General features: G+C 72.1%; 20 protein-coding genes. 15 read left to right on the forward strand and 5 right to left on the reverse strand.

Annotated elements, in window-relative coordinates; all coding sequences use genetic code 11:
* The first annotated feature begins 54 nt into the window (after positions 1–54).
* The 7 genes from J4E96_RS12940 (at position 55) to J4E96_RS12970 (ending at position 6220) form a co-directional block, all read left to right on the forward strand.
* A complete protein-coding gene (locus tag J4E96_RS12940) occupies positions 55–1080 on the forward strand; it encodes a LacI family DNA-binding transcriptional regulator (protein WP_227422512.1) in 1026 nt (341 codons plus the stop codon).
* Entirely contained in the window at positions 1077–1958 is an 882-nt protein-coding gene (locus J4E96_RS12945) for a Cof-type HAD-IIB family hydrolase (RefSeq protein WP_227422513.1), read from the forward strand. Before J4E96_RS12940 ends, J4E96_RS12945 begins: the two co-directional genes overlap by 4 nt.
* Entirely contained in the window at positions 1955–2971 is a 1017-nt protein-coding gene (locus J4E96_RS12950) for a ribokinase (RefSeq protein WP_227422514.1), read from the forward strand. The genes J4E96_RS12945 and J4E96_RS12950 overlap by 4 nt, the downstream gene beginning before the upstream one ends.
* A 306-nt stretch (positions 2972–3277) precedes the next feature.
* Entirely contained in the window at positions 3278–4108 is an 831-nt protein-coding gene (locus J4E96_RS12955; protein WP_227422515.1) for an amino acid ABC transporter substrate-binding protein, read from the forward strand.
* Positions 4109–4112: 4 nt separating this feature from the next.
* A complete protein-coding gene (locus tag J4E96_RS12960; protein WP_227422516.1) occupies positions 4113–4799 on the forward strand; it encodes an amino acid ABC transporter permease in 687 nt (228 codons plus the stop codon).
* A complete protein-coding gene (locus tag J4E96_RS12965) occupies positions 4786–5595 on the forward strand; it encodes an amino acid ABC transporter ATP-binding protein (RefSeq protein ID WP_227422517.1) in 810 nt (269 codons plus the stop codon). The genes J4E96_RS12960 and J4E96_RS12965 overlap by 14 nt, the downstream gene beginning before the upstream one ends.
* Before the next feature lie 115 nt (positions 5596–5710).
* Entirely contained in the window at positions 5711–6220 is a 510-nt protein-coding gene (locus tag J4E96_RS12970) for a hypothetical protein (protein WP_227422518.1), read from the forward strand.
* Positions 6221–6323: 103 nt separating this feature from the next.
* Here J4E96_RS12970 and ppdK read toward each other — a convergent pair whose 3' ends face one another.
* Both ppdK and J4E96_RS12980 read right to left on the reverse strand, forming a co-directional pair.
* Positions 6324–9035, reverse strand: a complete 2712-nt coding sequence (ppdK, locus tag J4E96_RS12975; protein ID WP_227422519.1) for a pyruvate, phosphate dikinase — start codon at positions 9033–9035, stop codon at positions 6324–6326.
* A gap of 206 nt (positions 9036–9241) precedes the next feature.
* Positions 9242–9652 (reverse strand): VOC family protein, encoded by a 411-nt coding sequence (locus J4E96_RS12980; protein ID WP_227422520.1) that lies wholly within the window; start codon positions 9650–9652, stop codon positions 9242–9244.
* A gap of 143 nt (positions 9653–9795) precedes the next feature.
* Here J4E96_RS12980 and J4E96_RS12985 point away from each other — a divergent pair, with 143 nt between their 5' ends.
* Positions 9796–10197 carry an STAS domain-containing protein gene (locus J4E96_RS12985; protein WP_227422521.1) on the forward strand — a complete coding sequence of 134 codons (402 nt, stop codon included), beginning with the start codon at positions 9796–9798 and terminating at the stop codon, positions 10195–10197.
* Here the strand turns inward: J4E96_RS12985 and J4E96_RS12990 are convergent.
* Both J4E96_RS12990 and J4E96_RS12995 read right to left on the reverse strand, forming a co-directional pair.
* Positions 10133–11122, reverse strand: coding sequence for a sigma-70 family RNA polymerase sigma factor (locus J4E96_RS12990; protein ID WP_227422522.1), 990 nt, complete (start codon positions 11120–11122; stop codon positions 10133–10135). The two genes, J4E96_RS12985 and J4E96_RS12990, sit on opposite strands and share 65 nt — an antisense overlap.
* 99 nt (positions 11123–11221) lie before the next feature.
* Positions 11222–11665 carry a DUF1304 domain-containing protein gene (locus J4E96_RS12995; protein ID WP_319637680.1) on the reverse strand — a complete coding sequence of 148 codons (444 nt, stop codon included), beginning with the start codon at positions 11663–11665 and terminating at the stop codon, positions 11222–11224.
* 262 nt (positions 11666–11927) lie between these two features.
* Between J4E96_RS12995 and J4E96_RS13000 the strand changes: the two genes are divergently transcribed.
* The 5 genes from J4E96_RS13000 to J4E96_RS13020 all read left to right on the forward strand — a co-directional run bounded on the left by J4E96_RS13000 (position 11928) and on the right by J4E96_RS13020 (position 17705).
* Positions 11928–14393, forward strand: coding sequence for a DMSO/selenate family reductase complex A subunit (locus J4E96_RS13000; protein WP_227422523.1), 2466 nt, complete (start codon positions 11928–11930; stop codon positions 14391–14393).
* A 14-nt stretch (positions 14394–14407) separates the two neighbouring features.
* Positions 14408–15019 carry a DMSO/selenate family reductase complex B subunit gene (locus J4E96_RS13005; protein WP_319637781.1) on the forward strand — a complete coding sequence of 204 codons (612 nt, stop codon included), beginning with the start codon at positions 14408–14410 and terminating at the stop codon, positions 15017–15019.
* 8 nt (positions 15020–15027) lie between these two features.
* On the forward strand, positions 15028–15972 hold the full coding sequence (locus J4E96_RS13010; RefSeq protein WP_227422525.1) for a dimethyl sulfoxide reductase anchor subunit family protein: 945 nt from the start codon (positions 15028–15030) through the stop codon (positions 15970–15972).
* A 159-nt stretch (positions 15973–16131) separates the two neighbouring features.
* Positions 16132–16803: a TorD/DmsD family molecular chaperone gene (locus J4E96_RS13015; RefSeq protein ID WP_227422526.1), complete on the forward strand. Its 672-nt coding sequence runs from the start codon at positions 16132–16134 to the stop codon at positions 16801–16803.
* Positions 16800–17705 carry an ATP-binding protein gene (locus tag J4E96_RS13020; protein ID WP_227422527.1) on the forward strand — a complete coding sequence of 302 codons (906 nt, stop codon included), beginning with the start codon at positions 16800–16802 and terminating at the stop codon, positions 17703–17705. Before J4E96_RS13015 ends, J4E96_RS13020 begins: the two co-directional genes overlap by 4 nt.
* Here J4E96_RS13020 and J4E96_RS13025 read toward each other — a convergent pair.
* Positions 17702–18898 carry a TerC family protein gene (locus tag J4E96_RS13025; protein WP_227422528.1) on the reverse strand — a complete coding sequence of 399 codons (1197 nt, stop codon included), beginning with the start codon at positions 18896–18898 and terminating at the stop codon, positions 17702–17704. The two genes, J4E96_RS13020 and J4E96_RS13025, sit on opposite strands and share 4 nt — an antisense overlap.
* A 194-nt stretch (positions 18899–19092) precedes the next feature.
* Between J4E96_RS13025 and J4E96_RS13030 the strand changes: the two genes are divergently transcribed.
* Both J4E96_RS13030 and J4E96_RS13035 read left to right on the forward strand, forming a co-directional pair.
* Positions 19093–20334 (forward strand): MFS transporter, encoded by a 1242-nt coding sequence (locus J4E96_RS13030; protein ID WP_227422529.1) that lies wholly within the window; start codon positions 19093–19095, stop codon positions 20332–20334.
* Positions 20335–20417: 83 nt separating this feature from the next.
* Complete coding sequence (locus J4E96_RS13035; protein ID WP_227422530.1) at positions 20418–22040, forward strand: HNH endonuclease signature motif containing protein; 1623 nt, start codon at positions 20418–20420, stop codon at positions 22038–22040.
* Positions 22041–22121: the final 81 nt, after the last annotated feature.

Genomic DNA, 22121 nt, shown 5'->3' on the forward strand with positions numbered 1-22121 from the left:
TCGCGACTGCCAGTGATGACTGCCGCGGGGACGTGCCGGGAGGGCGATGGACCGATGACGACGATGGGCGACGTGGCCCGGGCTGCGGGAGTCTCCGTGTCGACGGTCTCGCACGTCGTCAACGAGACGCGCCCGGTGCGTGCCGCGACCCGGAGCGCGGTGCTCGCGGCGATCGACGCCGTCGGGTACCGGCGCAACTCGCTCGCCCGCGCGCTCGCGACGTCGCGCACCCGGACCGTCGGCCTCGCCATCTCCGCGCTGTCGAACCCCTACTTCGGCGGTCTCGTGCACGCCATCGAGGCGCGGCTCAGCGCCGCCGGGTACTCGCTCGTGCTCGCCGACACCCATGATGACGTGCACCGCGAGGCCGCGGTGCTCGGCCAGATGCTGGAACGCCGGCTCGACGGCATCCTCCTGGCCCCCGCCGCGGGTGCGGCCGACGGAAGCCTGCCCGTCGTCCTCGCGACGGGCACGCCGCTCGTGCTCATCGACCGGTTCGCCGCCGTCCCGTGCGACCAGATCGCGCCCGCGAACCGGGAGCCGAGCAGGCTCCTGACCGCCCACCTCGCCGAGCTCGGGCACCGGCGCGTCGCCGTCGTCGCCGGGCTCGAGGGCCTGCACTCGAGCGTCGAGCGGCTGGACGGGTATCGCGCCGCCGTCGCGGCCGCGGGGCTCGACGACGACCCGTCGCTCACCGTCGCGGGCGGGTCGAGCCAGGAGCAGGCCCACGCCGGCGTGCGCGCGCTGTTCGCCGGGCCGGGCCGGCCGTCCGCGGTCGTGGTGCTCAACAACGCGATGACGATCGGCACCCTGCGCGCGCTGCGCGAGCTGGGCCTCGCCGTGCCGGGCGACGTCGCGCTCGTGTGCTACGACGACTTCGAGTGGGCCGACCTGTTCTCCCCGGGGCTCACCGCGATGGCGCAGGACATCCCGCGGCTCGGGGCGGGCGCCGTGGAGCTCCTCCTGGCGCGCCTGGCCACCCCGTCGTTCGCGGAGCTGGCACCCCGCCGGCTCCGGGTCCCGCCCGCCTTCGCGCACCGCGACTCGTGCGGGTGCGTCCCTGCGACACTGCAGGGGTGACTGTCGCCCCCCACCGCCTCGTCCACCCGCTCGTCCTCGACCCGCGCCCGGACATCCGGCTCATCGCGGCTGACATGGACGGCACGCTGCTCGACGACGCCAACGGGCTCCACGAGCACCTGTGGCCGCTCGTGCGCGAGCTGCACCGGCGCGGCATCGTCTTCTGCCCCGCGAGCGGGCGGCAGTACCACAACCTGCTCGAACGTTTCGGCGAGGTCGCCGACGACGTCGTGTTCATCGCCGAGAACGGCACCTACGTGGTGCGCCGGGGTCACGAGCTCAGCTCGGACGGCCTCGCGCTCGACGTCGTGGGCCGGCTCGTCGCGACGGTGCGCGAGCTCGCCGGCTCGGGCGCCGACGTCGGCGTCGTGGTCTGCGGCAAGGACATGGCCTACATCGAGCGCAGCGACGCGGCGTTCCGCGCCCAGGCCGACACGTACTACGCCCGGCTCCGGGTGGTCGACGACCTGCGGACCATGCTGGGCGACCCGCTGTTCGCGGACGAGGTGCTCAAGGTCGCGGTGTTCGACTTCGGCTCGGCGCAGGCGACGACGGCGCCCGCGCTCGCGGGGTTCCGCGCGACGCACCAGGTGGTCGTCTCGGGCGAGCACTGGGTCGACGTCATGAGCCCGACCGCGAACAAGGGCACCGCCGTCCGCCAGCTCCAGCAGGCGCTCGGGATCACGCGCGCGCAGACCATGGTGTTCGGCGACTTCCTCAACGACCTCGAGATGATGGACGCCGCCGACTACTCGTTCGCGATGGACAACGCGCACCCCCTGCTGCGCGCCCGCGCCCGGTTCGTGGCGCCGAGAAACACGCAGAACGGTGTCGTCCGGACGATCTCGGCGATGCTCGGGCTCGCCTGGACGGCATGACCGGCGCACGAATGGGCCGAAAGCGCTCGACATCCGCGCAGAATCGGCCCATTCGTCGGCGGGCGAGCCAGCCGCGCATCGTCGTCGTCGGCTCGGCGAATGCCGACCTGGTGCTGGCGGTCGCCCATCGCCCCGCGGCGGGCGAGACGATCGTGAGCGCCGACGTCGTCGTCATGCCCGGCGGCAAGGGCGGCAACCAGGCGGTCGCGGCGGCCAAGCTCGGGGGCGACGTCGCGTTCATCGGCTGCGTCGGCGCCGACGCCCCGGGCGCGATGCTGCGCGAGCGGCTGGTCGCGGCCGGTGTCGACGTGCGCGGCCTGCGCTCGATCGCCGCACCCTCCGGCCAGGCGGTGATCCTCGTGACGCCCGACGGCGAGAACTCGATCATCGTGTCCCCGGGCGCCAACGCGCAGGTGTCGACGGCCCTGGTGGCCGAGGTCGCCGACCTGTGGCTCGGGGCCGACGTGCTCGTCGTCCAGCTCGAGATCCCGCTCGAGACGGTCGAGCACGTCGTCCCGCGCGCGCACGCCCGCGGCACGCGGGTGATCGTCAACGCGGCGCCCGCCGCCGCGCTACCGGCCGCCGTGCTCGCGGCGAGCGACCCGCTCGTGGTCAACGAGACCGAGGCCGAGGCCGCGCTCGCGGCGCGCACCGGGCAGCCGAGGCCGGGAGTGGCCGCGGCCGACGGCGGTCCGGGCGCAACGGCGCTCGACCTGCTCGCCCTCGGCGCCCGGTCGGTCGTGCTCACCCTCGGCGCGGGCGGCGCGGTGCTCGTCGAGCGGGGCGCCGACGGCGCGGCCGGCACGCCGCTGCACGTGCCGGCGCACCCGGTCGCGGCGGTCGACACGACGGGGGCGGGCGACGCCTTCGTGGGTGCCCTCGCGGTCGAGCTGTGCGCCGGGAGCGGCCTCGAGGCGGCCGTGCGGCGCGCGACCCAGGTCGCCGCGTTCGCCGTCGGACGCCGCGGCGCGCAGGCCTCCTACCCCACCCGGGCCGACCTTGTGATCAACTAGAGGTATGTCAGCCCCGCGCACCTCCTGCTCGCCCACGGCGCACGCCGCGGCGCGACAGTGTTGTCCGGGCGCCGGCACCGGCCGCTGACCCGAGCGCACGCCCCCGGGGCCACGGCCCCTGCTGAATGATGCGGCTGCCTGAACGTTGCGGCCGCGCGATCGATGCGGCCACCTGAATCGTGCCGCTGCGCCCCGCTCGGCGCCGCCTGGCCGCGGCCTGCCCGCTCGGCATTCCCCCCGCACCCGTCACCTGTCACCCGCCGGCCGGTTCGGCCCGGCCCACCAGCCCATGAGAGAAGACCCCCCATGACCACTCGCCTGCACACGCCACCCGTCCTGATGCTCGCCGCCGCCGTCGCGCTCGTGCTGACCGGCTGCGGCGCGGACTCGGACGCGGCGGGAACGTCGGGCGCGGCCGGGGCCGACGACTCGCTCGCCGCCGTCCAGGAGGCCGGCACGATCGTCGTCGGCACCGAGGGCACATACCGGCCGTTCTCGTTCCACGAGGACGGCTCGGGAGACCTGACGGGCTACGACGTCGAGGTGATCACCGCCGTCGCGAAGGAGCTCGGCGTGACGGCGACGTTCGAGGAAACGCAGTGGGACGCGATCTTCGCCGGGCTCACGTCCGGCCGGTTCGACGTCATCGCGAACCAGGTCACCACGACACCGGAGCGCACGGCGGCCTACACCTTCTCCGCGCCGTACACCTTCTCGCGCGGCGTCGTCGTGGTGCCCGCGGACGACACGACCATCACCTCGTTCGACTCCCTCGCCGGCATGACCACCGCGCAATCCCTCACCAGCAACTGGTACACGCTCGCGCAGGACGCCGGCGCGACCGTCCAGGGCGTCGAGGGCTGGGCGCAGGCCGTGGCGCTCGTCGAGCAGGGGCGGGTCGACGCGACCATCAACGACGAGCTGACGTTCCTCGACTACGCCCAGAACAACGACGCGGCGGGGCTGAAGGTCGCCGCGACGACCGACGACGAGTCCGAGAGCGCGTTCGCGTTCGCCCAGGGCTCCTCGGCGCTCGCGACCGCCGTGGACGAGGCCCTCGCGACGCTCGCGGCCGACGGCACGCTCGCCGAGATCTCGGACACGTACTTCGGCGCCGACGTCTCGGTCTCCCGGTGACCCGATGACGGCGGCCGCCGCCGTCGGCCAGACGTCCTGGGACCTCTTCCTCAGCTCGCTCTGGCCGCTGGTCCGGGGCGCGCTGCTCGGCACGATCCCGCTCGCGCTCATGTCGTTTGCGATCGGGATCGTGCTGGCGCTCGTGCTCGCCCTGGCGCGGCTGTCGGGCAACCGGTGGGCGGCCGGGGTCGCGCGCGGCTACATCTCGATCGTGCGCGGGACCCCGCTGCTCGTGCAGCTGTTCGTGATCTTCTACGGGCTGCCGTCGATCGGCGTCGTCATCGACCCCTGGCCGAGCGCGGTGGTCGCGTTCTCGATCAACGTCGGCGGGTACGCGGCCGAGGTGATCCGCGCGGCCATCCTCTCCGTCCCGAAGGGGCAGTGGGAGGCGGCGTACATGATCGGCATGTCCCGGCGCCGCGCGCTCGCGCGGATCATTCTTCCGCAGGCCGCGCGCGTCTCGGTGCCGCCGCTGTCGAACACGTTCATCAGCCTGGTCAAGGACACCTCGCTCGCCTCGCTCATCCTCGTCACGGAGCTCTTTCGCGAGGCCCAGCAGGTCGCGGCGTTCAGCCAGGAGTTCATGCTGCTGTACCTGGAGGCCGCGCTCGTGTACTGGGTGATCTGCCTGGCGCTGTCGACCGTGCAGGGCCTCCTCGAGACGCGATTGGACCGCTATGTCTCCCACTGATCCGTCGTCTCCCACTGATCCGGCGCCTGCCGATCCGGCGCCCGCCGACCTCCTCACGGTGCGCGGCCTGCGCAAGAGCTTCGGCTCGCTCGAGGTGCTCGCCTCGATCGACCTCACCGTGCGCCGGGGCGAGGTCCTCGCACTCATCGGGCCGTCCGGCTCGGGCAAGACGACCGTCCTGCGCTGCCTCAACGGCCTCGAGGTCGCGGACGGGGGCACGGTCGACGTCGACGGGGAGCTCACGCTCGACTTCGCGACCCGCCCGCCGCAGCGGCAGCTGGCGGCCCTGCGGGACCGCTCGGCGATGGTTTTCCAGCACTACAACCTGTTCCCGCACAAGACGGTGCTGGAGAACGTGATCGAGGGCCCCGTCGTCGTGCAGCGGCGCCCGGTCGCCGAGGCGACCGCGCAGGCGCTGGCGCTGCTCGAGCGCGTGGGCCTGACGGACAAGAAGGACAGCTATCCCTTCCAGCTCTCGGGCGGGCAGCAGCAGCGCGTCGGCATCGTCCGGGCCCTGGCCCTGCGGCCACAGCTGCTGCTGTTCGACGAGCCGACGTCGGCGCTCGACCCCGAGCTCGTCGGCGACGTGCTGCGCCTGATCAAGGAGCTCGCGCTCGAGGGCTGGACGATGGTCATCGTCACGCACGAGCTCGAGTTCGCCCGCGAGGTGGCGCACGAGGTGGCGTTCGTCGACGGCGGCACGATCGTCGAGCGCGGCGAGCCCCGCCAGCTGCTCCGCGACCCCCAGCACGAACGTACCCAGCAGTTTCTGCACCGGCTCCTGCACCCGTTCTGATCGGCCGGCCGGCGCGGGAGGCGCGGACGAGGCTAAGCGCCCTCGGTGAATAACCTGTAGACGCTAGGTTGGCTGTGCTCGATACCGAACTGCTCGCCACGATCAAGGGATTGTCATGACCAGCATGCCCAGCTACCCGTCCGGACCGGACTACACCGGGGACGCCGTCTCGCCCCGCCTCGCGCCGCCCGCGGATGTGCTCTTGTCGGTCAAGCTGTGGTTCGCCAGCATCCTCGTCGGCCTGGTCGGCGGGATCCTCGTGTTCGCGCTGTCCGACCAGACCCAGGCGATCGCTGACCTGCGCGCCAGCAACGCGAGCGGTCTCACGGAGGACCAGATCGAGTCCGCCGTGACCCTCGGCATCACGATCGCCCTCGTGCTCGCGGTCGTGATGCTCGCGCTCCAGGTCTTCTTCGTGTTCAAGATGCGGGCAGGCCGCAACTGGGCGCGCATCGTGCTCGCGATCCTCGGCGGGCTGTCGATCCTCTCGTCCTTGACCTCCCTCGCGTCCGCGATGACGGTCGGCTCGGCGATCAACTTCGTCTCGCTGCTGCTGCTCATTGCCGCGATGGTGTTCATGTTCCGGCCGACGGCGAACGCGTACTTCTCCCAGCCGAAGGCATAACCGCAGCACCCAGCACCGCGGCAGCACAGCACCGCCCCGCCGCTCCCCTTCACGAGGGGTAGCGGCGGGGCGGTGACCGGCGGGTCCGCCGGCGGATCGGCGGCTAGCGGGTCTGAGCGCCCGCCTCCGCGACGTTGGCCCGGCCGGCCTCGAGCCGGGCGACCGGCACGCGGTACGGCGAGCACGACACGTAGTCGAGGCCCGCCGCGTGGAAGAACGCGATCGAGTCCGGGTCGCCGCCGTGCTCGCCGCACACCCCGATCGTGAGCTCGGGCCGCGTCGCGCGGCCCCGCTCGACCGCGATCCGCACGAGCTCGCCGACCCCACGCACGTCGATCGTGTCGAACGGCGAGTCGCTCAGCACCCCGTTGGCCGCGTACTCCGAGAAGAACGCGCCCTCTACGTCGTCGCGCGAGAAGCCCCACGTCGTCTGGGTCATGTCGTTCGTGCCGAACGAGAAGAACTCGGCGGCCTCGGCGATCCGGCCCGCGGTCAGCGCCGCGCGCGGGAGCTCGATCATCGCCCCGATCGGGATCGTGAGCGTGACGCCCTCGCGCTCGCTGACCTCGGCCAGGATGGCCTCCGCCTGGTCCCGCACGAGGTGCAGCTCCATCACCGACGCCACGAGCGGCACCATGATCTCCGCGTGCGGGTCGCCGCCGTCCTTGAGTCGCTGCGCGACCGCCTCGGCGACCGCCCGCACCTGGAGCGCGAACAGCCCGGGGATGACCAGGCCGAGGCGCACGCCGCGCAGCCCGAGCATCGGGTTCGCCTCCCGCATCCGCCCGACCGCCGCGAGCAGGGCGACGTCGTGCGGATCCGACTCCCCGGCCACGCCGGCGAGCGCGACCTTGACCGCGAGCTCGGTGTAGTCGGGCAGGAACTCGTGCAGCGGCGGGTCGATCAGCCGGATCGTCGTGGGCAGCGTGTCCATCTCGGTGAGGATGTCGACGAAGTCGGCGCGCTGCAGCGGCAGCAACGCGTCGAGCGCGGCCTGCCGCTCGGCGTCGTCGGTCGCGAGGATCACGCGCTCGATGAGCACGCGCCGCTCGCCGAGGAACATGTGCTCGGTGCGGCACAGCCCGATGCCCTGGGCCCCCAGCGAGCGGGCCCGGCGCGCGTCGGCCGCGGTGTCGGCGTTGGCGTGCACGTGCAGCCGCCGCGCCGTGTCGGCGTGCGCGAGCAGCCGGTGCACGGAGCGGACCAGGTCGGCGACGTCCTCGTCGTCGCCCGCCGCGGCGACGGCTGCGTCGAGCCCGTCCTCGAGGTAGCGGACCACCGGGGACGGCACGACCGCGACGTCGCCGAGGAAGACCTCGCCCGAGCCGCCGTCGATCGCGATGAGCTCGCCCTCGCGAACCGTCCGGCCCCCGACCGTGAACTGCCGGGCGGCCGCGTCGACGTCGAGCGCCTCGGCGCCGACGATGCAGGTGGTCCCCATGCCGCGCGCGACCACAGCCGCGTGCGACGTCTTGCCGCCGCGCGAGGTGAGCACGCCGACCGACGCGATCATGCCGCCGAGGTCGTCGGGGTTCGTCTCGCGCCGGACCAGGACGACGTCCTTGCCCTCGGCGGCCCACGCCACCGCCGTCGGCGAGTCGAACACCGCCATCCCGACGGCCGCGCCCGGCGAGGCCGCCATCGCCGTCGTGAGCAGGACCCGCTCGGAGCGCGCGTCGAACTGGGGGAACATCAGCTTGTCGAGCTGCGCGCCGCTGACCCGCCCGAGGGCCTCGTCCATGGTGATGAGGTGCTCGTCGACGAGCTGGATCGCGATCCGGAACGCCGCCGCCGCGGTCCGCTTGCCGACGCGGGTCTGCAGCATCCAGAGCTTGCCGCGCTCGACGGTGAACTCGATGTCGCACAGGTCGCGGTAGTGCGTCTCAAGGCGCCGCATGGCCTGGCGCAGCTCGCCGTAGGCCGTCGGGTCGAGCGCCTCGAAGTCCTGCAGCGAGAGCGTGTTGCGGATGCCGGAGACGACGTCCTCGCCCTGGGCGTTGACCAGGTAGTCGCCATAGACGCCGACGACGCCGGTGGACGGGTCCCGCGTGAAGCACACGCCGGTGCCCGAGGTCTCCCCCAGGTTGCCGAACACCATCGTCATGATGTTCACGGCCGTGCCCAGGTCCTCCGGGATGCGCTCGCGCCGCCGGTACAGGCGGGCCCGGTCGGTGTTCCACGACTCGAAGATCGCGGCGATCGCGAGGTCCAGCTGCTCGCGGGGGTGCTGCGGGAACTCACGCCCGGACCCCTCGCGCACGATGGTCTTGAACTCCCCCACGAGACCCTCGAGGTCCGTCGCGGTCAGGCCGACGTCGCTCGAGACGCCGCGCGCGGCCTTCGCCTTGTCGAGCGCGTCGGCGAACAGGTCGCCGTCGATCCCGAGGACGGTCTTGCCGAACATCTGGATCAGCCGCCGGTAGGAGTCCCACGCGAACCGCTCGTCGCTCGAGAACTCGGCCAGACCCTGGACGGACGCGTCGTTGAGCCCGATGTTCAGGACCGTCTCCATCATCCCGGGCATCGAGAACTTCGCGCCCGAGCGCACCGAGACCAGGAGCGGCTCGTGGAAGTCGCCGAGCCGGCGGCCGACCGCATCCTCCAGCCGGCGCAGCGCCATCGTGACCTCGACGCGCAGCTCGGGGGGCAGCTCGCCGGTCTTGAGGTACGACCGGCACGCCTGCGTCGTGATCGTGAAGCCCGGCGGGACCGGCAGGCCGAGATTGGTCATCTCGGCGAGGTTCGCGCCCTTGCCCCCGAGCAGGTCCTTGAGGTCCTTGTTGCCCTCGCTGAAGTCGTAAATGTAGTTTCCCACGGCCGCCTCCAAGACGCGGCGGCGGCACCATTGCCGACGCCCTCAGGCGAGTGTGACTCCGGTCACGGCCATCTGGCGAGGACCAAAGGCCCGCCCGGCCGCCCCGCACGGTCCTACCGTCGGAATTGAGTGCGCCGACGACGACGCCGCCGCGCGCGCTCGGCGACGGCCCGTGGCTCCCCCGGTGGCGCCGTCGGCCCCGGCGCTCACGGGGACTCCAGGACGGCGAGGGTGTTGCCGGCGGGGTCGGTGAACCACGCGATGAGCGGGCCCTCACCCAGGAAGATGCCGCGCTCGTCGAACCCCTCGGCCATCGCCGCGTAGCGCTCGAACGTGATGCCGCGCGCGGCGAGGGCGTCGACGGCGGCCGCGACGTCGGGCACCGGGAAGTTGAGCACGGTGAACGACGCCGGCTCGTGCGCGGCCCCCTTGGGGTAGATCAGCACCCGCGTGCCGCCCGGGAGCTCGAGGGTGAGCATCCCGTTGCTCTCGGTCACCTCGAGCCCCAGCGTCTGCGCGTAGAACTCGCGCGCGCGGGGGATGTCGTCGACGGAGAACCCGCTGAACGCCCTGCTCGCGACGAGCGGGCTCTGCTGGGCATCGACCTGCTGGCTCATGCGCATCCTCCCTGCGTCCCGTACCTGTCCGTCACCCGGTGTTTCCTTCACCCGGTCAGACTGCTCCGCCCGCCCGGACTCACCGGTCCGCCCGGACTCGCCGGCGCCGGTGAGTCCGGCGGCCCGGTCCGGTCTGATCTCACGTGAACGCCTCGGCCGGGGCGGCCGGACGCGCGGTGGTCGTGCTCGCGACGGGGCTGACCCGCACGGACCTCGCGGCGCTGTGCGCGGAGCTCGCCCGGCGCCTCGAGTCGGCCGACGTCGCCGTCGTGACGTGCGACGCCCGCGCGCTCGTCCGCGCGGACGTCGCGGCGGTCGACGCCGTGGCGCGGGTCGTGCTCGTGGCCCGGCGGGCGGGTTCGACCGTCGTGCTCGAGGCCGCGAGCGCCGACCTGGTCGCCCTCCTCGAGCTCGCCGGGCTCGGCGGGCTCGGCGGGCTCGGCGGGCTCGGCGGGCTCGGCGACGTCGACACGGCGATGCTCACGCCAGCTGCGCCGGCAGCCCGAACAACTCGAAGAGGTCGGCGCCGCCGAGGAAGCTCGTGATCGAGGAGATCCGCCCGCCCGACACCTCGAGCAGGTGGATCGCCCACGGCTCGTGCCGCCCGCCCGGACCGCTCGGCCGGTACTGCGCGTGGCCGATGGTCCCGTTGGCCCGCACCGGCACGATCCGCGAGCCGCGGCACTCCGCGCCGGGGCCGAGGAACCAGCGGCCGATGTCGACCGGGCCGCGCAGCCAAAGCGCGTACGGCGGCATGGACTGCGTCGCGTCCTCGTGCAGCAGGGCGACGAGCGCGGTGATGTCGTAGGCCTCGAACGCGCGCACGTACCGCTCGAGGAGCGCCGCGTGCTCGGGGTCGGTGACGTCCGGGGCCTGCCCGGACGCCGTCAGGTCGCGCGCCGCGAGGGTCGCCTTGGCCCGTTGCAGCGCGCTGTTGACCGCGACCACGCTCGTGCCGAGCAGCTCGGCGACCTCGTCGGCGTGCCAGCGCAGCACCTCGCGCAGGATGAGCACGGCGCGCTGCCGCGCGGGCAGGTGCTGCAGCGCCGCGACGAAGGCGAGCCGCACCGACTCGCGGGCGACCGCGTGCTCGGCGGGATCACCGGTCGGCGCGAGCACCCGATCGTCGGGGACCGGGCCGACCCAGGTCTGCTCCGCGAGCGGCGAGCCGAGCGACGACTGCACCGGGGGCGACGCCGTCGGCGACATGTCGAGCGGGAGCGCGCGGCGCTTGGCCCCCTTGAGGGCGTCGAAGCAGACATTGGTCGCGATGCGGTAGAGCCAGGACCGCAGGCTCGAGCGGCCGTCGAACCGGTCGATGCCGCGCCACGCCCGGATCATGACCTCCTGCACCGCGTCCTCGGCGTCGAAGGCGGAGCCGAGCATGCGGTAGCAGTACGCGGTCAGCTCGCGGCGGTGCGCCTCGAGCCGCGTCTCGACCGCGACGTCGTCGGACAGCAGACCCGTCATCGAGATCCCCCTTCGGCGTTCGCCCGGGCCGTCCCGGGCCCTCCGATCCTCGCAGCGGCGCCCGGTCTCGACAACCTCCTCGCCGGTGGGCGCCGGGAGCTAGAGCGCGACCGCCAGGGCGATCGCGAGCAGCGGCGCGAGCCCCTGCACGAGCGCTGCCCGCGCCATCGCCGGGGCGCGCAGCACGAGCACCAGCGCGGCCGCGACCATCGACGCCGTCGCGAACAGCATCACCCCGACGCCGGCGGCGCCCACGGCCGCGTCGTCGGCCTGGGCCAGCGCGACGCCGGCGATGGCGCCGATCCCGAGGAACAGGTTGTAGAAGCCCTGGTTGTACGCGAGGTCGCGGGTCGTGTCCGCGTCCCGCTCGGTCGTCCCGAAGGTCGCGCGGGTGCGCGGGGTGGTCCACAGCAGACTCTCGAGCACGAAGATGTAGACGTGCACCAGCCCGGCGAGCACCGCGAAGGCCGCAGCGGCCGCAGGCAGGCCGGCGAGCAGCCCGGAATCGGTTGCGGTGCTGATCGCAGCGGGGGCAAAGGTCACGACGTCCTCAGCTTTCGGTGTGCCCGTGCGGGCGTGGTTCACGGGCCAACGCGAGGGTACCGGGCCTGGCCGCGTGCCGACAATGCGCGCAATTGGATTTAGCCAACACGCGTGCTGCGTAATTCAACAACGACGGCACACCCTTTATCAGTGTCCGCTCCGGGACCATTGACCCGAAAGGTGGCATCTTTTCCGGGCAAACTTGTTCGCGGAAAGAGAAATCGAGCACGACAAAAAGACCGCGCACGCGAGAGGACCACCGATGACTGTCGAGACGGCACCCGAGGCCCGCGCCGAGGGCGTGCCGCGCCGCTCGTTCCTGAAGTGGTCCGGAGCGGCCGGTGGAGCCGCCGCGCTGGTGACCACGGGGGCGCACCTGGGCGCGCTCCCCGGCGTCGGGGTCGACAACGCCGTGCTCACGACGGGCGCGCTGAGCGTCGACCGCACGACCTGGTCCGCGTGCATCATCAACTGCGGCTCTCGCTGCCCGCTACGCCTGCAGGTCACGGACGGGACGATCGTGCGGGTCCTGCCCGACGACAGCGGCGACGACGAGCTCCTCACCCGGCAGATCCGCGCGTGCGTGCGCGGACGCTCGATGCGCCAGCGGATCTACAACCCCGATCGACTCAAGGCCCCGCTCAAGCGGGTCGGCGAGCGCGGCTCCGGCGAGTTCGAGGAGATCTCCTGGGACGAGGCGTTCACGCTCTTCGCCGAGAAGCTCACGTACACGATCGAGACGTACGGCAACGAGGCCGTCTACAAGCAGTACGGCTCGGGCACCTGGAACGGGCTGTTGTCCACGAGCGGCGGCTGGAAGCGGCTGCTGAACCTCATGGGCGGCTGCCTCGGGTACTACGGCAACTACAGCTACGCGCAGATCGGCACCTGCACCCGGTTCCACTACGGGAACACGGACGAGCAGATGAGCAACAGCTTCGAGGACAGCGCCGCGAACTCCAAGCTCATCGTGCTCTGGGGCAACAACCCGCAGGAGACCCGCATGAGCGGCGGCGGGGTGCTGTTCACCTCAATGTGGGCCAAGAAGAAGGCCGGGGTGAAGATCATCGTGATCGATCCCCGCCAGTCGGACTCCGTCGTGACGCTCGCGGACGAGTGGCTCGCGCCGCGTCCCGGCACCGACGCCGCGCTCGTCGCCGGGATGGCGCACGCGATCATCTCGGAGGGCCTGCAGGACCAGGCGTTCCTCGACACCTACTGCCAGGGCTTCGACGAGGCCCACATGCCGGCCGGGGTGCCGGCGGGCAACTCCTACCGCAGCTACGTGCTCGGCGAGGGGCCCGACGGCGTCGCGAAGACGCCCGAGTGGGCCGCCGGGATCACCGGGGTGCCGGCCGCGTCGATCATCCAGGTCGCGCGCCAGATCGCGCTCGCCGGACCCGTCAACATCACGCAGGGGTGGGGGCCGCAGCGGCACGCCAACGGCGAGAACCAGGCCCGCGCGATCTACACGCTCGCGGCCCTGACCGGCAACGTCGGCATTCCCGGCGGCGGGACCGGCGGCCGCGAGGGCTACTACTGGCCCGTCTCGGAGTGGTTCCCGGACGGGGACAACCCCGTGACTGCCAAGATCTCGGTCTTCGGCTGGACCGACGCCATCGTCCGCGGGCCCGAGCTGACGAAGCTCAAGGACGGCGTGCGCGGCAAGGACAAGCTCGACGTCGGCATCAAGTTCATGCTCGCCTACGCCGGGAACATGCTCTCGAGCCAGCACGCGGACATCAACCGCACGCGCGAGATCCTCTCGGACACGTCGCTGTGCGAGTTCATCGTCGTCGTGGACAACCAGATGACGGCCTCGGCGAAGATGGCCGACCTGATCCTGCCGGACACGACCACGGCCGAGCGCTGGGACATGGCGCCGAGCGAGTACACGGGCGACATGGCCTACGTGATCATGTGCGAGAAGGCCATCGAGCCGCTGTTCAACTCGATGCCGTCGTACGAGATGTGCACGCAGATCGCCAAGAAGCTCGGCATCGAGGCGGAGTTCACCGAGGGTCGCACCGAGGAGCAGTGGGTCCGCTGGCTGCATGAGCAGACGCGCGCCGAGCACCCCGACTTCCCCGAGTTCGAGCAGCTGCGCGAGCAGGGCGTGTACCGGTACACCGACCCGGACGGCTACACCGTGCCGCTCAAGGCGTTCCGGGACGACCCGGTCGCCAACCCGCTCGAGACGCCGTCGGGGAAGATCGAGCTCTTCTCGTCCGAGCTGTGGGAGATGACCTCGACCTGGGAGTTCCCCGACGCGGGCCCGGGCGACAAGCTCACGGCGCTGCCCGAGCACGTCGACACGTGGGAGGGCGCGCTCGAGGCGCGCACGAACACCGCGTACCCGTTGCAGGTGATCGGGCACCACTTCAAGGGCCGCACCCACTCGACCTACGGCAACCTCGCCTGGACCAAGGAGGCGCACCCGCAGAAGGTGTGGATCAACTCCTCGGACGCGAAGGCGCGCGGGATCGAGAACGACGACCTGGTCGAGGTGTTCAACGACCGCGGCCGGATCCGGGTCCCCGCCAAGGTCACGGCGCGCATCCTGCCCGGCGTGATGTCGGTCCCGCAGGGCGCGTGGTTCGCGCCCGACAAGGACGGCGTCGACACGGGCGGTGCGATGAACACGCTGACGAACATCCATCCGACGCCGCTGAGTAAGGGCAACGGTCAGCACACGACGCTCGCGCAGGTTGAGAAGGTGTCCAAGTGAGTGGTCCGGTGGATGTGAAGCTCGGGTTTTCGTTTGATCAGTCGTTGTGCACGGGGTGTAAGGCGTGCTCGGTGGCGTGCAAGGACAAGAATGATCTGCCGGTCGGGATCTCGTGGCGGCGGGTGGTGGAGTACTCGGGCGGGTCGTGGCAGCAGGCTGGGGACACGTTCACCCCGAACGTGTTCTCGTACTACACGTCGATCTCGTGCAACCACTGCGAGGACCCGATCTGTGTGCGGGTGTGCCCGACCACGGCGATGACGCAGGGCCCGGACGGGGTCGTGAGCGTGGACGCGGACAAGTGCGTGGGGTGCCGGTACTGCGAGTGGGCGTGCCCGTACTCCGCCCCGCAGTTCGACCCCGCGTCCGGGCACATGACCAAGTGCGACCTGTGCGCGGACTACCGCGCTGACGGCCAGGACCCCGCGTGCGTGGCCGCGTGCCCCTCGCGGGCGCTGGGCTGGGGCCCGATCGACGAGCTGCGCGCGGACCTGGGTGACCTGGCCGGCGTCGAGCCGCTGCCCGACCCCGCGATCACCCGCCCGCGCCTGGTCATCACCCCCCACCGCGACGCGCAACCGACCGGCACCGGCACCGGTGCGATCGCCAACCCCGAGGAGCTCTGAGTCCACCCGTGAACACCGAAGAACTCCCGATGATCATCTTCACCGTGCTGGCCCAGATGTCCGTGGGCGCGTTCGTCGTGCTCGGCGTCGTGCAGGTCGTCGCCGCACGCCGGTTCGGGGCCGCCGCCGTGGACAAGGTCACCGACCCCGCCCTGTACGCGATCGGGCCCGCGCTCGTGGCGGGCCTGGCCGCGTCGATGCTGCACATGAACGACGTGACGAACACCTTGAACGTGGTCCGCCACCTGGGCACGTCATGGTTGAGCGCGGAGATCGTGTGCGGGATCGCGTTCGCCGGCCTCGGGTTCGTGTTCGCCGCCGCGCAATGGTTCAAGTGGGCCACCCCCACCTGGCGCCGGGTCCTGGCCGCGGTCACCGCCCTGGTCGGGATCGCCCTGGTCGCGTCGATGTCGATGATCTACTACACCCTGGTCACCGTCCCGGCCTGGCACACCTGGGCCACCCCCGTGCAGTTCTTCACCACCACGTTCCTGCTCGGCACCCTCGCCGTCGGCGCCGCCCTGACCGGGACCGTGATGTGGCGCACCCACCACCGCACCACCGCCGACGCCCACGACGCGGCCAGCGCCGGCGCCACCGTCCCCACCACCGACCTGCTCGCGTCCTGCCTGCGCGGCCTGGGCATCGCCGCGGTCGTCCTGCTCGGGGTCGAGTTCCTCATCATCCCCCTGTCGATCACGACCCTGACCGCCACCGGCGGCGTCGCCGCCGAGTCCGCCACCGTGTTCACCGGCGCCTGGTTCATCGCCCGCCTCACCCTCGTCTTCGCCGGCGCCGGGCTGCTCGCCGCGTTCGTCCTGCGCTACGCCACCACCCGCACCAACCCCCGCACCCTCGCCATCCTCACCGCCACCGCATTCGTCCTCGTCCTCGCCAGTGAACTCATCGGCCGCTCCCTGTTCTACGACTCCATGACCCGCATCGGCATGTAAGAAGACCCGCCGCCGAAGACTCGCCGAGTGCGACGCTGCGGCGCCCGCCGCGCCCTGACCAGCGCACTGCGTCACACTCGGCGAAGGCCCCCATCGAAAGGTATGACCATCGCTGACACCGGTTCTCGTCCTCCGAACTCCGGCGCGACCGCGGCTCCGGTGACCGACGCTGCTCCGAGCACCGACCCGCAGGCGCTCGCCGAGACGCTCGACCGCTTCGCCGCCGCGTTCACCGCCCTCGCGGCGCTCCTCGGCGCGGCCCCGAGCGCGGTCGAGCTCGCCCGGGTGCGCGACGCCGACCTGCTGCGCGACTGGCCGCTGGCCGAGGACCCGGACTGCGCGCGTGGCGCGGCGCTGCTGCTCGAGTCCGCGCGCCTCGGCGAGGACGAGACCCAGGTGCGCCGCGACTACAACCGCCTCTTCTACGGGCCCGGCCCGATGATCGCGCCGCCGTATGAGTCGGTGCACCGCTCCGACGAGCACCTCGTGTTCGACCACGAGACCCTCCAGGTGCGCGCGGCCTACGCGAGCTTCGGGCTCGCGGCCCCCCGCCTGCACAAAGAGCCCGACGACCACCTCGCCCTCGAGCTCGGCTTCCTCGGGACGCTGTGCGTGCGCGCGATGGATGCCGTCGACGCCCGCGACGACGCCGAGCTCGCGCGGCTGGTCGCCGGCATCCAGGACTTCCTCGCCGAGCACCTACTGACCTGGGGACCGGGTTGCCTCGAGCAGGCCGCCGCGGGCGCGCAGACGCGCTTCTACGCCGGGGTGGCCGCGCTCGGCGCGGGCACCCTCACTCGGGCCGGCGCGGCGTTCCTGCCCCAGCCATGAGCGCCGGGCCGGGCCTGCGCGGGGTTCAGCACTGGCTCGTCCGCCAGCCCGGCGACGTCCGCCTCGAGCTCGTCTGCGCCGAGCACCCCGACCCGGCGCGCGGGCCTCGCGACCGCACCGTCGTGCGGCTGCCGGCGTGCGCCGGCGAGCTCATCCCCGCCGAGGTCGTCGAGCTCCTCACCCTCGGCGCGCCCGCCGTCACGATCCGGCTGGACGGGTGCGCGTCGCCCGCGGACGCGACCGCGCTGCTCGAGCCGCTCGTCGAGCTGGTGATCGCGGCGGGCTCCACGGGCCTGACCCTGACCGACCCGGCCCCCGCCCCCGCCGGGGCCGAGCGCCGTCGTCGGCCGGTGCTCGACGCGACCGCGCTGCCGATGCCCCGGCGTCAGCTGCTCGGGCTGGGCGGCGCGGCGAGCCACGAGCTCCCGTCCGACCAGGCGTCGCCGCACGAGCGGCTCGTCGCCGCGCTGCGCGCCCTCGCCACCGGGCCGACAGCTCTCGACCAGATTCGCGGCCCCGCACTGCAGCTCACGGCGCGAGGATGCACCGCGTGCGGCGCGTGCGTGCTCGCCTGCCCGACGGACGCCCTGCAACTGCGGCACGGCGCCGCCGGCGAGGAGCTGTCAATCAGCACCCTCCTGCAGGCGCCGAGCCGGTGCGACGGCTGCGCGGCGTGCGTCCAGCTGTGCCCGACCCAGGTCCTGACCGAGGCGGGACGCTGGCCGTGGGCCCGGCTCCTTGCCGACGACGAGGCCGCCGTCGCGACCGTCACGACGACGCGCTGCACCCGGTGCGGCACGAGCTTTCCGGTGACGACGGGCCTGCGGCTGTGCGCCGTGTGCGCCTACCGCCGGCAGAACCCGTTCGGGTCCGCGCCGGCGCCGGGCTCGGGCGCGCCCTAGGGGGCCGTCCGGGCGAGGTACGCGTCGTGGTCCGCGTGGGCCTGGGCGATCATCGCCAACAGCTTCTCCTCGTCCTTGATCTTCGCGCGGAACTTCGGCGCCAGCGCGGCGATCTGGGCCTCCTCGGCGATGAGCTTCGCGTAGGTCTTCTCGCGCTCCGCCGGGTCGGCCTCGAAGTCCAGGTCGAGGTAGTCGATGGCGTGCCGACGTGCCCCGGAGATCGCGGTCTGGGCCGCCCCGCGCGGGCTGACCATCGACGCGATCACGGTGATCACCAGGACCCCGAGGATCACCCCGAGCGACAGCTCGGTGCTGATCTCGACGACGTCGACGTGCTCGCCGCCATTGATGAAGCCGAGGGTGTTCTCGTGCAGCGCGTGCAGCACGAGCTTGACGCCGATGAAGCCGAGGATGATCGCGAGCCCGTACGAGAGGTAGATGAGCCGGTCGAGCAGGCCGTCGATGAGGAAGTAGAGCTGGCGCAGGCCCAGCAGGGAGAACGCCGTCGCGGTGAACACGATGAAGACGTTCTGGGTCAGGCCGAAGATCGCCGGGATGGAGTCGAGCGCGAACAGGACGTCGGTGCCGCCGATCGCCACCATGACGAGAAGCATCGGGGTCATCACCCGGCGGCCGTTCTCGATCGTGAACAGCTTGTCGCCGTCGTACCGGTCCGAGGTGTGGAACAGCTTGCGGGCGAGCCGGATCACGATGTTGTCCGCCGAGTGGCTGTCCTCGCCCTCGGGCTTGAGCAGGTTGCCCGCGGTCACGAGCAGGATCAGGCCGAAGAGGTAGAACACCCACGAGAACCGGTTGATCGCGGCGGCGCCGAGCAGGATGAACGCGCTGCGCGCGATGAGCGAGAACACGATGCCGAACAGCAAGACCTTCTGCTGATCGGGGCGGGGCACGCGGAAGCTCGACATGATGATGAGGAAGACGAAGAGGTTGTCGACCGACAGCGCCTTCTCGGTCACGTACCCGGCGAAGTACTCGGTGCCCATGGTCGACCCGCCGAGCACCCACACGCCGACGCCGAACAGCACGGCGATACCGATGTAGATCGCCGACCAGAAGCTCGCTTCGCGCAAGGTCGGCGTATGCGCCTTGCGGACGTGGAAGAAGAAGTCGAACGCGAGCAGGCCGACGATGCCGGCGATCGTCAGAGCCCAGACGGGTGCAGAAACGTCCACAGGAGGTCACTTTCGGTCGATGCGGCCCATAAGTCTCTCCGCCAGCCCCACCGCTCGGCTGACCGCTGCACCCGGCCGGGCATCGAAGCCCGACGTGTTGACGTGTGCAGCGCGTTGGATACTCCCCTATGCGGCTGCCAGGGTAGCAAGCGGTCGCACGGCGCGCTCCCCGGCCCATGGCTACGATCGGCCGGATGACGGGTTCAGCCACGCGAATCCAGCGGACCTACCTGCTGCTCATGCTCGGCACCACCCTGGCCGCGTCGTTCATTTGGGGCATCAACACGCTGTTCCTGCTGGACGCGGGACTCACGAACGGCGAGGCCTTCGCCGCGAACGCCTTCTTCACCGTGGGCATGGTGATCTTCGAAATCCCCACGGGCGTGATCGCCGACGCGTGGGGACGCCGGATCTCCTTCCTGCTGGGTACCGTGACCCTCGCCGCGACCACCCTCGCGTACTACGTGCTCTGGCAGGGCGGCGCGCCGTTGTGGCAGTGGGCGATCGCCTCGATCCTGCTGGGGCTCGGCTTCACCTTCTTCTCCGGCGCGGTCGACGCCTGGCTGGTCGATGCGCTGCACTTCGCCGGCTACGAGGGCAGCCTCGAGGCCGTCTTCGGCCGGGCGCAGATCGTCGCCGGCGTGGCGACCCTCGCCGGGTCGGTCGCCGGCGGCTACCTCGCGCAGGTCACGAACCTCGGGGTGCCGTACCTGGTGCGCACGGGCGTGCTGGCCGTCATGTTCGTCGTGGCCTTCGTCGCCATGCACGACCTGGGGTACACCCGTCCTCCGCGCGAACGGCCGCTCCGAGCAGTTCGGGCGATCCTCGACGCCTCGCTCGAGCACGGGCTGCGCCGTCGCCCCGTGCGGTGGCTCATGCTCGCGTCCCCGTTCATCTCCGGCGTCAGCATCTACGCGTTCTACGCGATGCAGCCGTACCTGCTTGGGCTCTACGGCGACGAGGGCGCGTACGGCGTCGCGGGGCTGGCCGCGGCCATCTTCGCGGGCGCGCAGGTGCTCGGCGGCACGCTCGCGCCGCGCGTGCGGAGGCTGACTCGCCGGCGGACCTCCGCGCTGATCGCGGGGACGGCGGTCGGCGCCGGGAGCCTCGTCGCCCTCGGCGTGATCGACACGTTCTGGATCGCCCTCGCCCTGCTCGCGGTCTGGGGCATCGCGGCGGCCGCGATCATGCCGATCCACCAGGCGTACCTCAACGACCTCATCCCGCCGGCGCAGCGAGCGACCGTGCTCTCGTTCGACTCGCTGCTGGGCAGCGCCGGGGGTGTCGTCATCCAGCCGGTGCTCGGCCGCACGGCGGACGTGTACGGCTACGGCTTCTCGTACGTCGTCGGAGCCGGGCTGCAGCTCGTGGCGCTGCCGTTCCTGTGGCTCAGCCGCCGCGAGCGCTCCCCCGCCGATATCCGCGACGCCGACTAGATGACTGGTTCGAAGGAGTGCTGCGCGGCTCGGCTCCGGGGCGGGGTGGGGTGCGTGTGGGTGGTCCGTCCTAGTCTGTACACATGTTCGAACCGAGCGATGACGAGGTGACGGGGGCCCTGGCGGGGGGCGGCCCGGCGGGCGTGGGCACGCCGTCGACGGGCGTCACATCGGCGGGCGTCACCGCCTCGGGTGCTGGCGGGCTGCCAATGTCGGTGGATGTGGCGTTCGGGGTGTTGCTTGGGCGGGTGTTTGCGGAGGCGGGGGCGGCGTTGGCGCAGGCCGCGGCGGCGGGGTCGTGCATTGCGGGGCCGATCGATCAGGTCGCGTTGTCCGCCGCGTTGATGGACCAGGCGCCGGGCTCGCCGCTGGTCGAGCTGCTTGAGGGTCTTTGCCCGGGGGATGTGCATGATGCGGTGTTGATCGAGGCGATCGCCGCCTGGGAGCGCGTCACCTCGCTGGCTGCGGCGCGGCAGGGCGAGATGATCGCCGAGCTCGCCCGCCGCCGCGACGCGCAGCGGTTGGGTGAGTTCGTGGGTGATGAGGTCGCGTCGGTGCTGGTGATGACCCGGTCGGTGGCGGAGGCAAAGGTCAGCCTCGGGACGTCGCTGGCGGCGTGGCCCGCGGTGAATGAGGCGCTCGCATCTGGGGTGATTGATCACCGCAAGGCCACCGCCCTGGTCGACGGCGTCGGGCACCTCGACGACGACGCGGCCGCCGCGGTCCTGGACGCGGTGCTGCCGGTCGCGCCGGGGTTGACGGTGCCGGCGTTGAAGGCGCGCCTGCGCAAGGTCGAGCTCACCGTGAACCCGGCCGCCGTCGCCCAGCGGCGCGCCCGCGACGCCGCCGACAGGAATGTGCGGGTCAGCCCGGCGCCGGGGGTGATGGCGTGGTTGACCGCGTACCTACCCGCCAAGGACGCGATGACGATCTACACCGCGATCGACGCCATCGCCGCCTCCGCCGACCCCGCCGACCCGCGCGGTGTGGCGGCGCGGCGCGCGGACGCCCTGACCGACCTCTGCACCGACATCCTCGACAACGGCATCGCCCCCACCACCGCACTACCCGGCACAGCGGGACCGGGTCCCGGGACAGCGGGTCAGGCCGGCGGGACTCCGAAGGCCGGCGGGGTCTTGAAGACCGAGCACGGGCGTCGACCGCACCTGCAGGTGACCGCCGCCGCGACCACGTTGCTGGGGTTGGATGAGGTGCCCGGGGAGCTGGCCGGGTACGGGCCGATCCCGGCGGATCTGGTGCGGGCGATCGCGGCGGACGCGACGTGGCGGCGGATCTTCACCGACCCCGCCACCGGGTGCGTGACCGGGATCGGGCCGCGCGGGTACCGCCCCGGCGCCGACCTGACCGGCACAATCCTGGCGCGGGACAAGACCTGCACGTTCGTGGGGTGCCGGATGCCCGCGTGGCGATGCGACCTGGACCACCGCGACCCCTACGACCACGACCACCCCGACCTCGGCGGGCAAACCTGTCCGGAGAACCTGCACTCGTTGTGTCGTCATCATCATCGGGCCAAGACCTACGGCGGCTGGCACCCCGACCTCGACACCTCCACCGGCGACACCTGGTGGACCTCACCGACCAAGCACCGCTACAAGCGGCCCTCCGTCGACGTCAACCCCGAACCCCCGCCACCCGACCGGCCCTGGCTCCACACGCCCCAGCCCGACGACCCACCCTTCTGAACCGCGCTCCAGCGCTACGTCGTTCCAGCGCGACACCGTTTCAGCGCGACGCCGGCCCGACCCGCTGCTGAGCGGGTCGGG

The organism is Pengzhenrongella sicca, from assembly GCF_017569225.1.
GTDB classification, from domain to species: domain Bacteria; phylum Actinomycetota; class Actinomycetes; order Actinomycetales; family Cellulomonadaceae; genus Pengzhenrongella; species Pengzhenrongella sicca.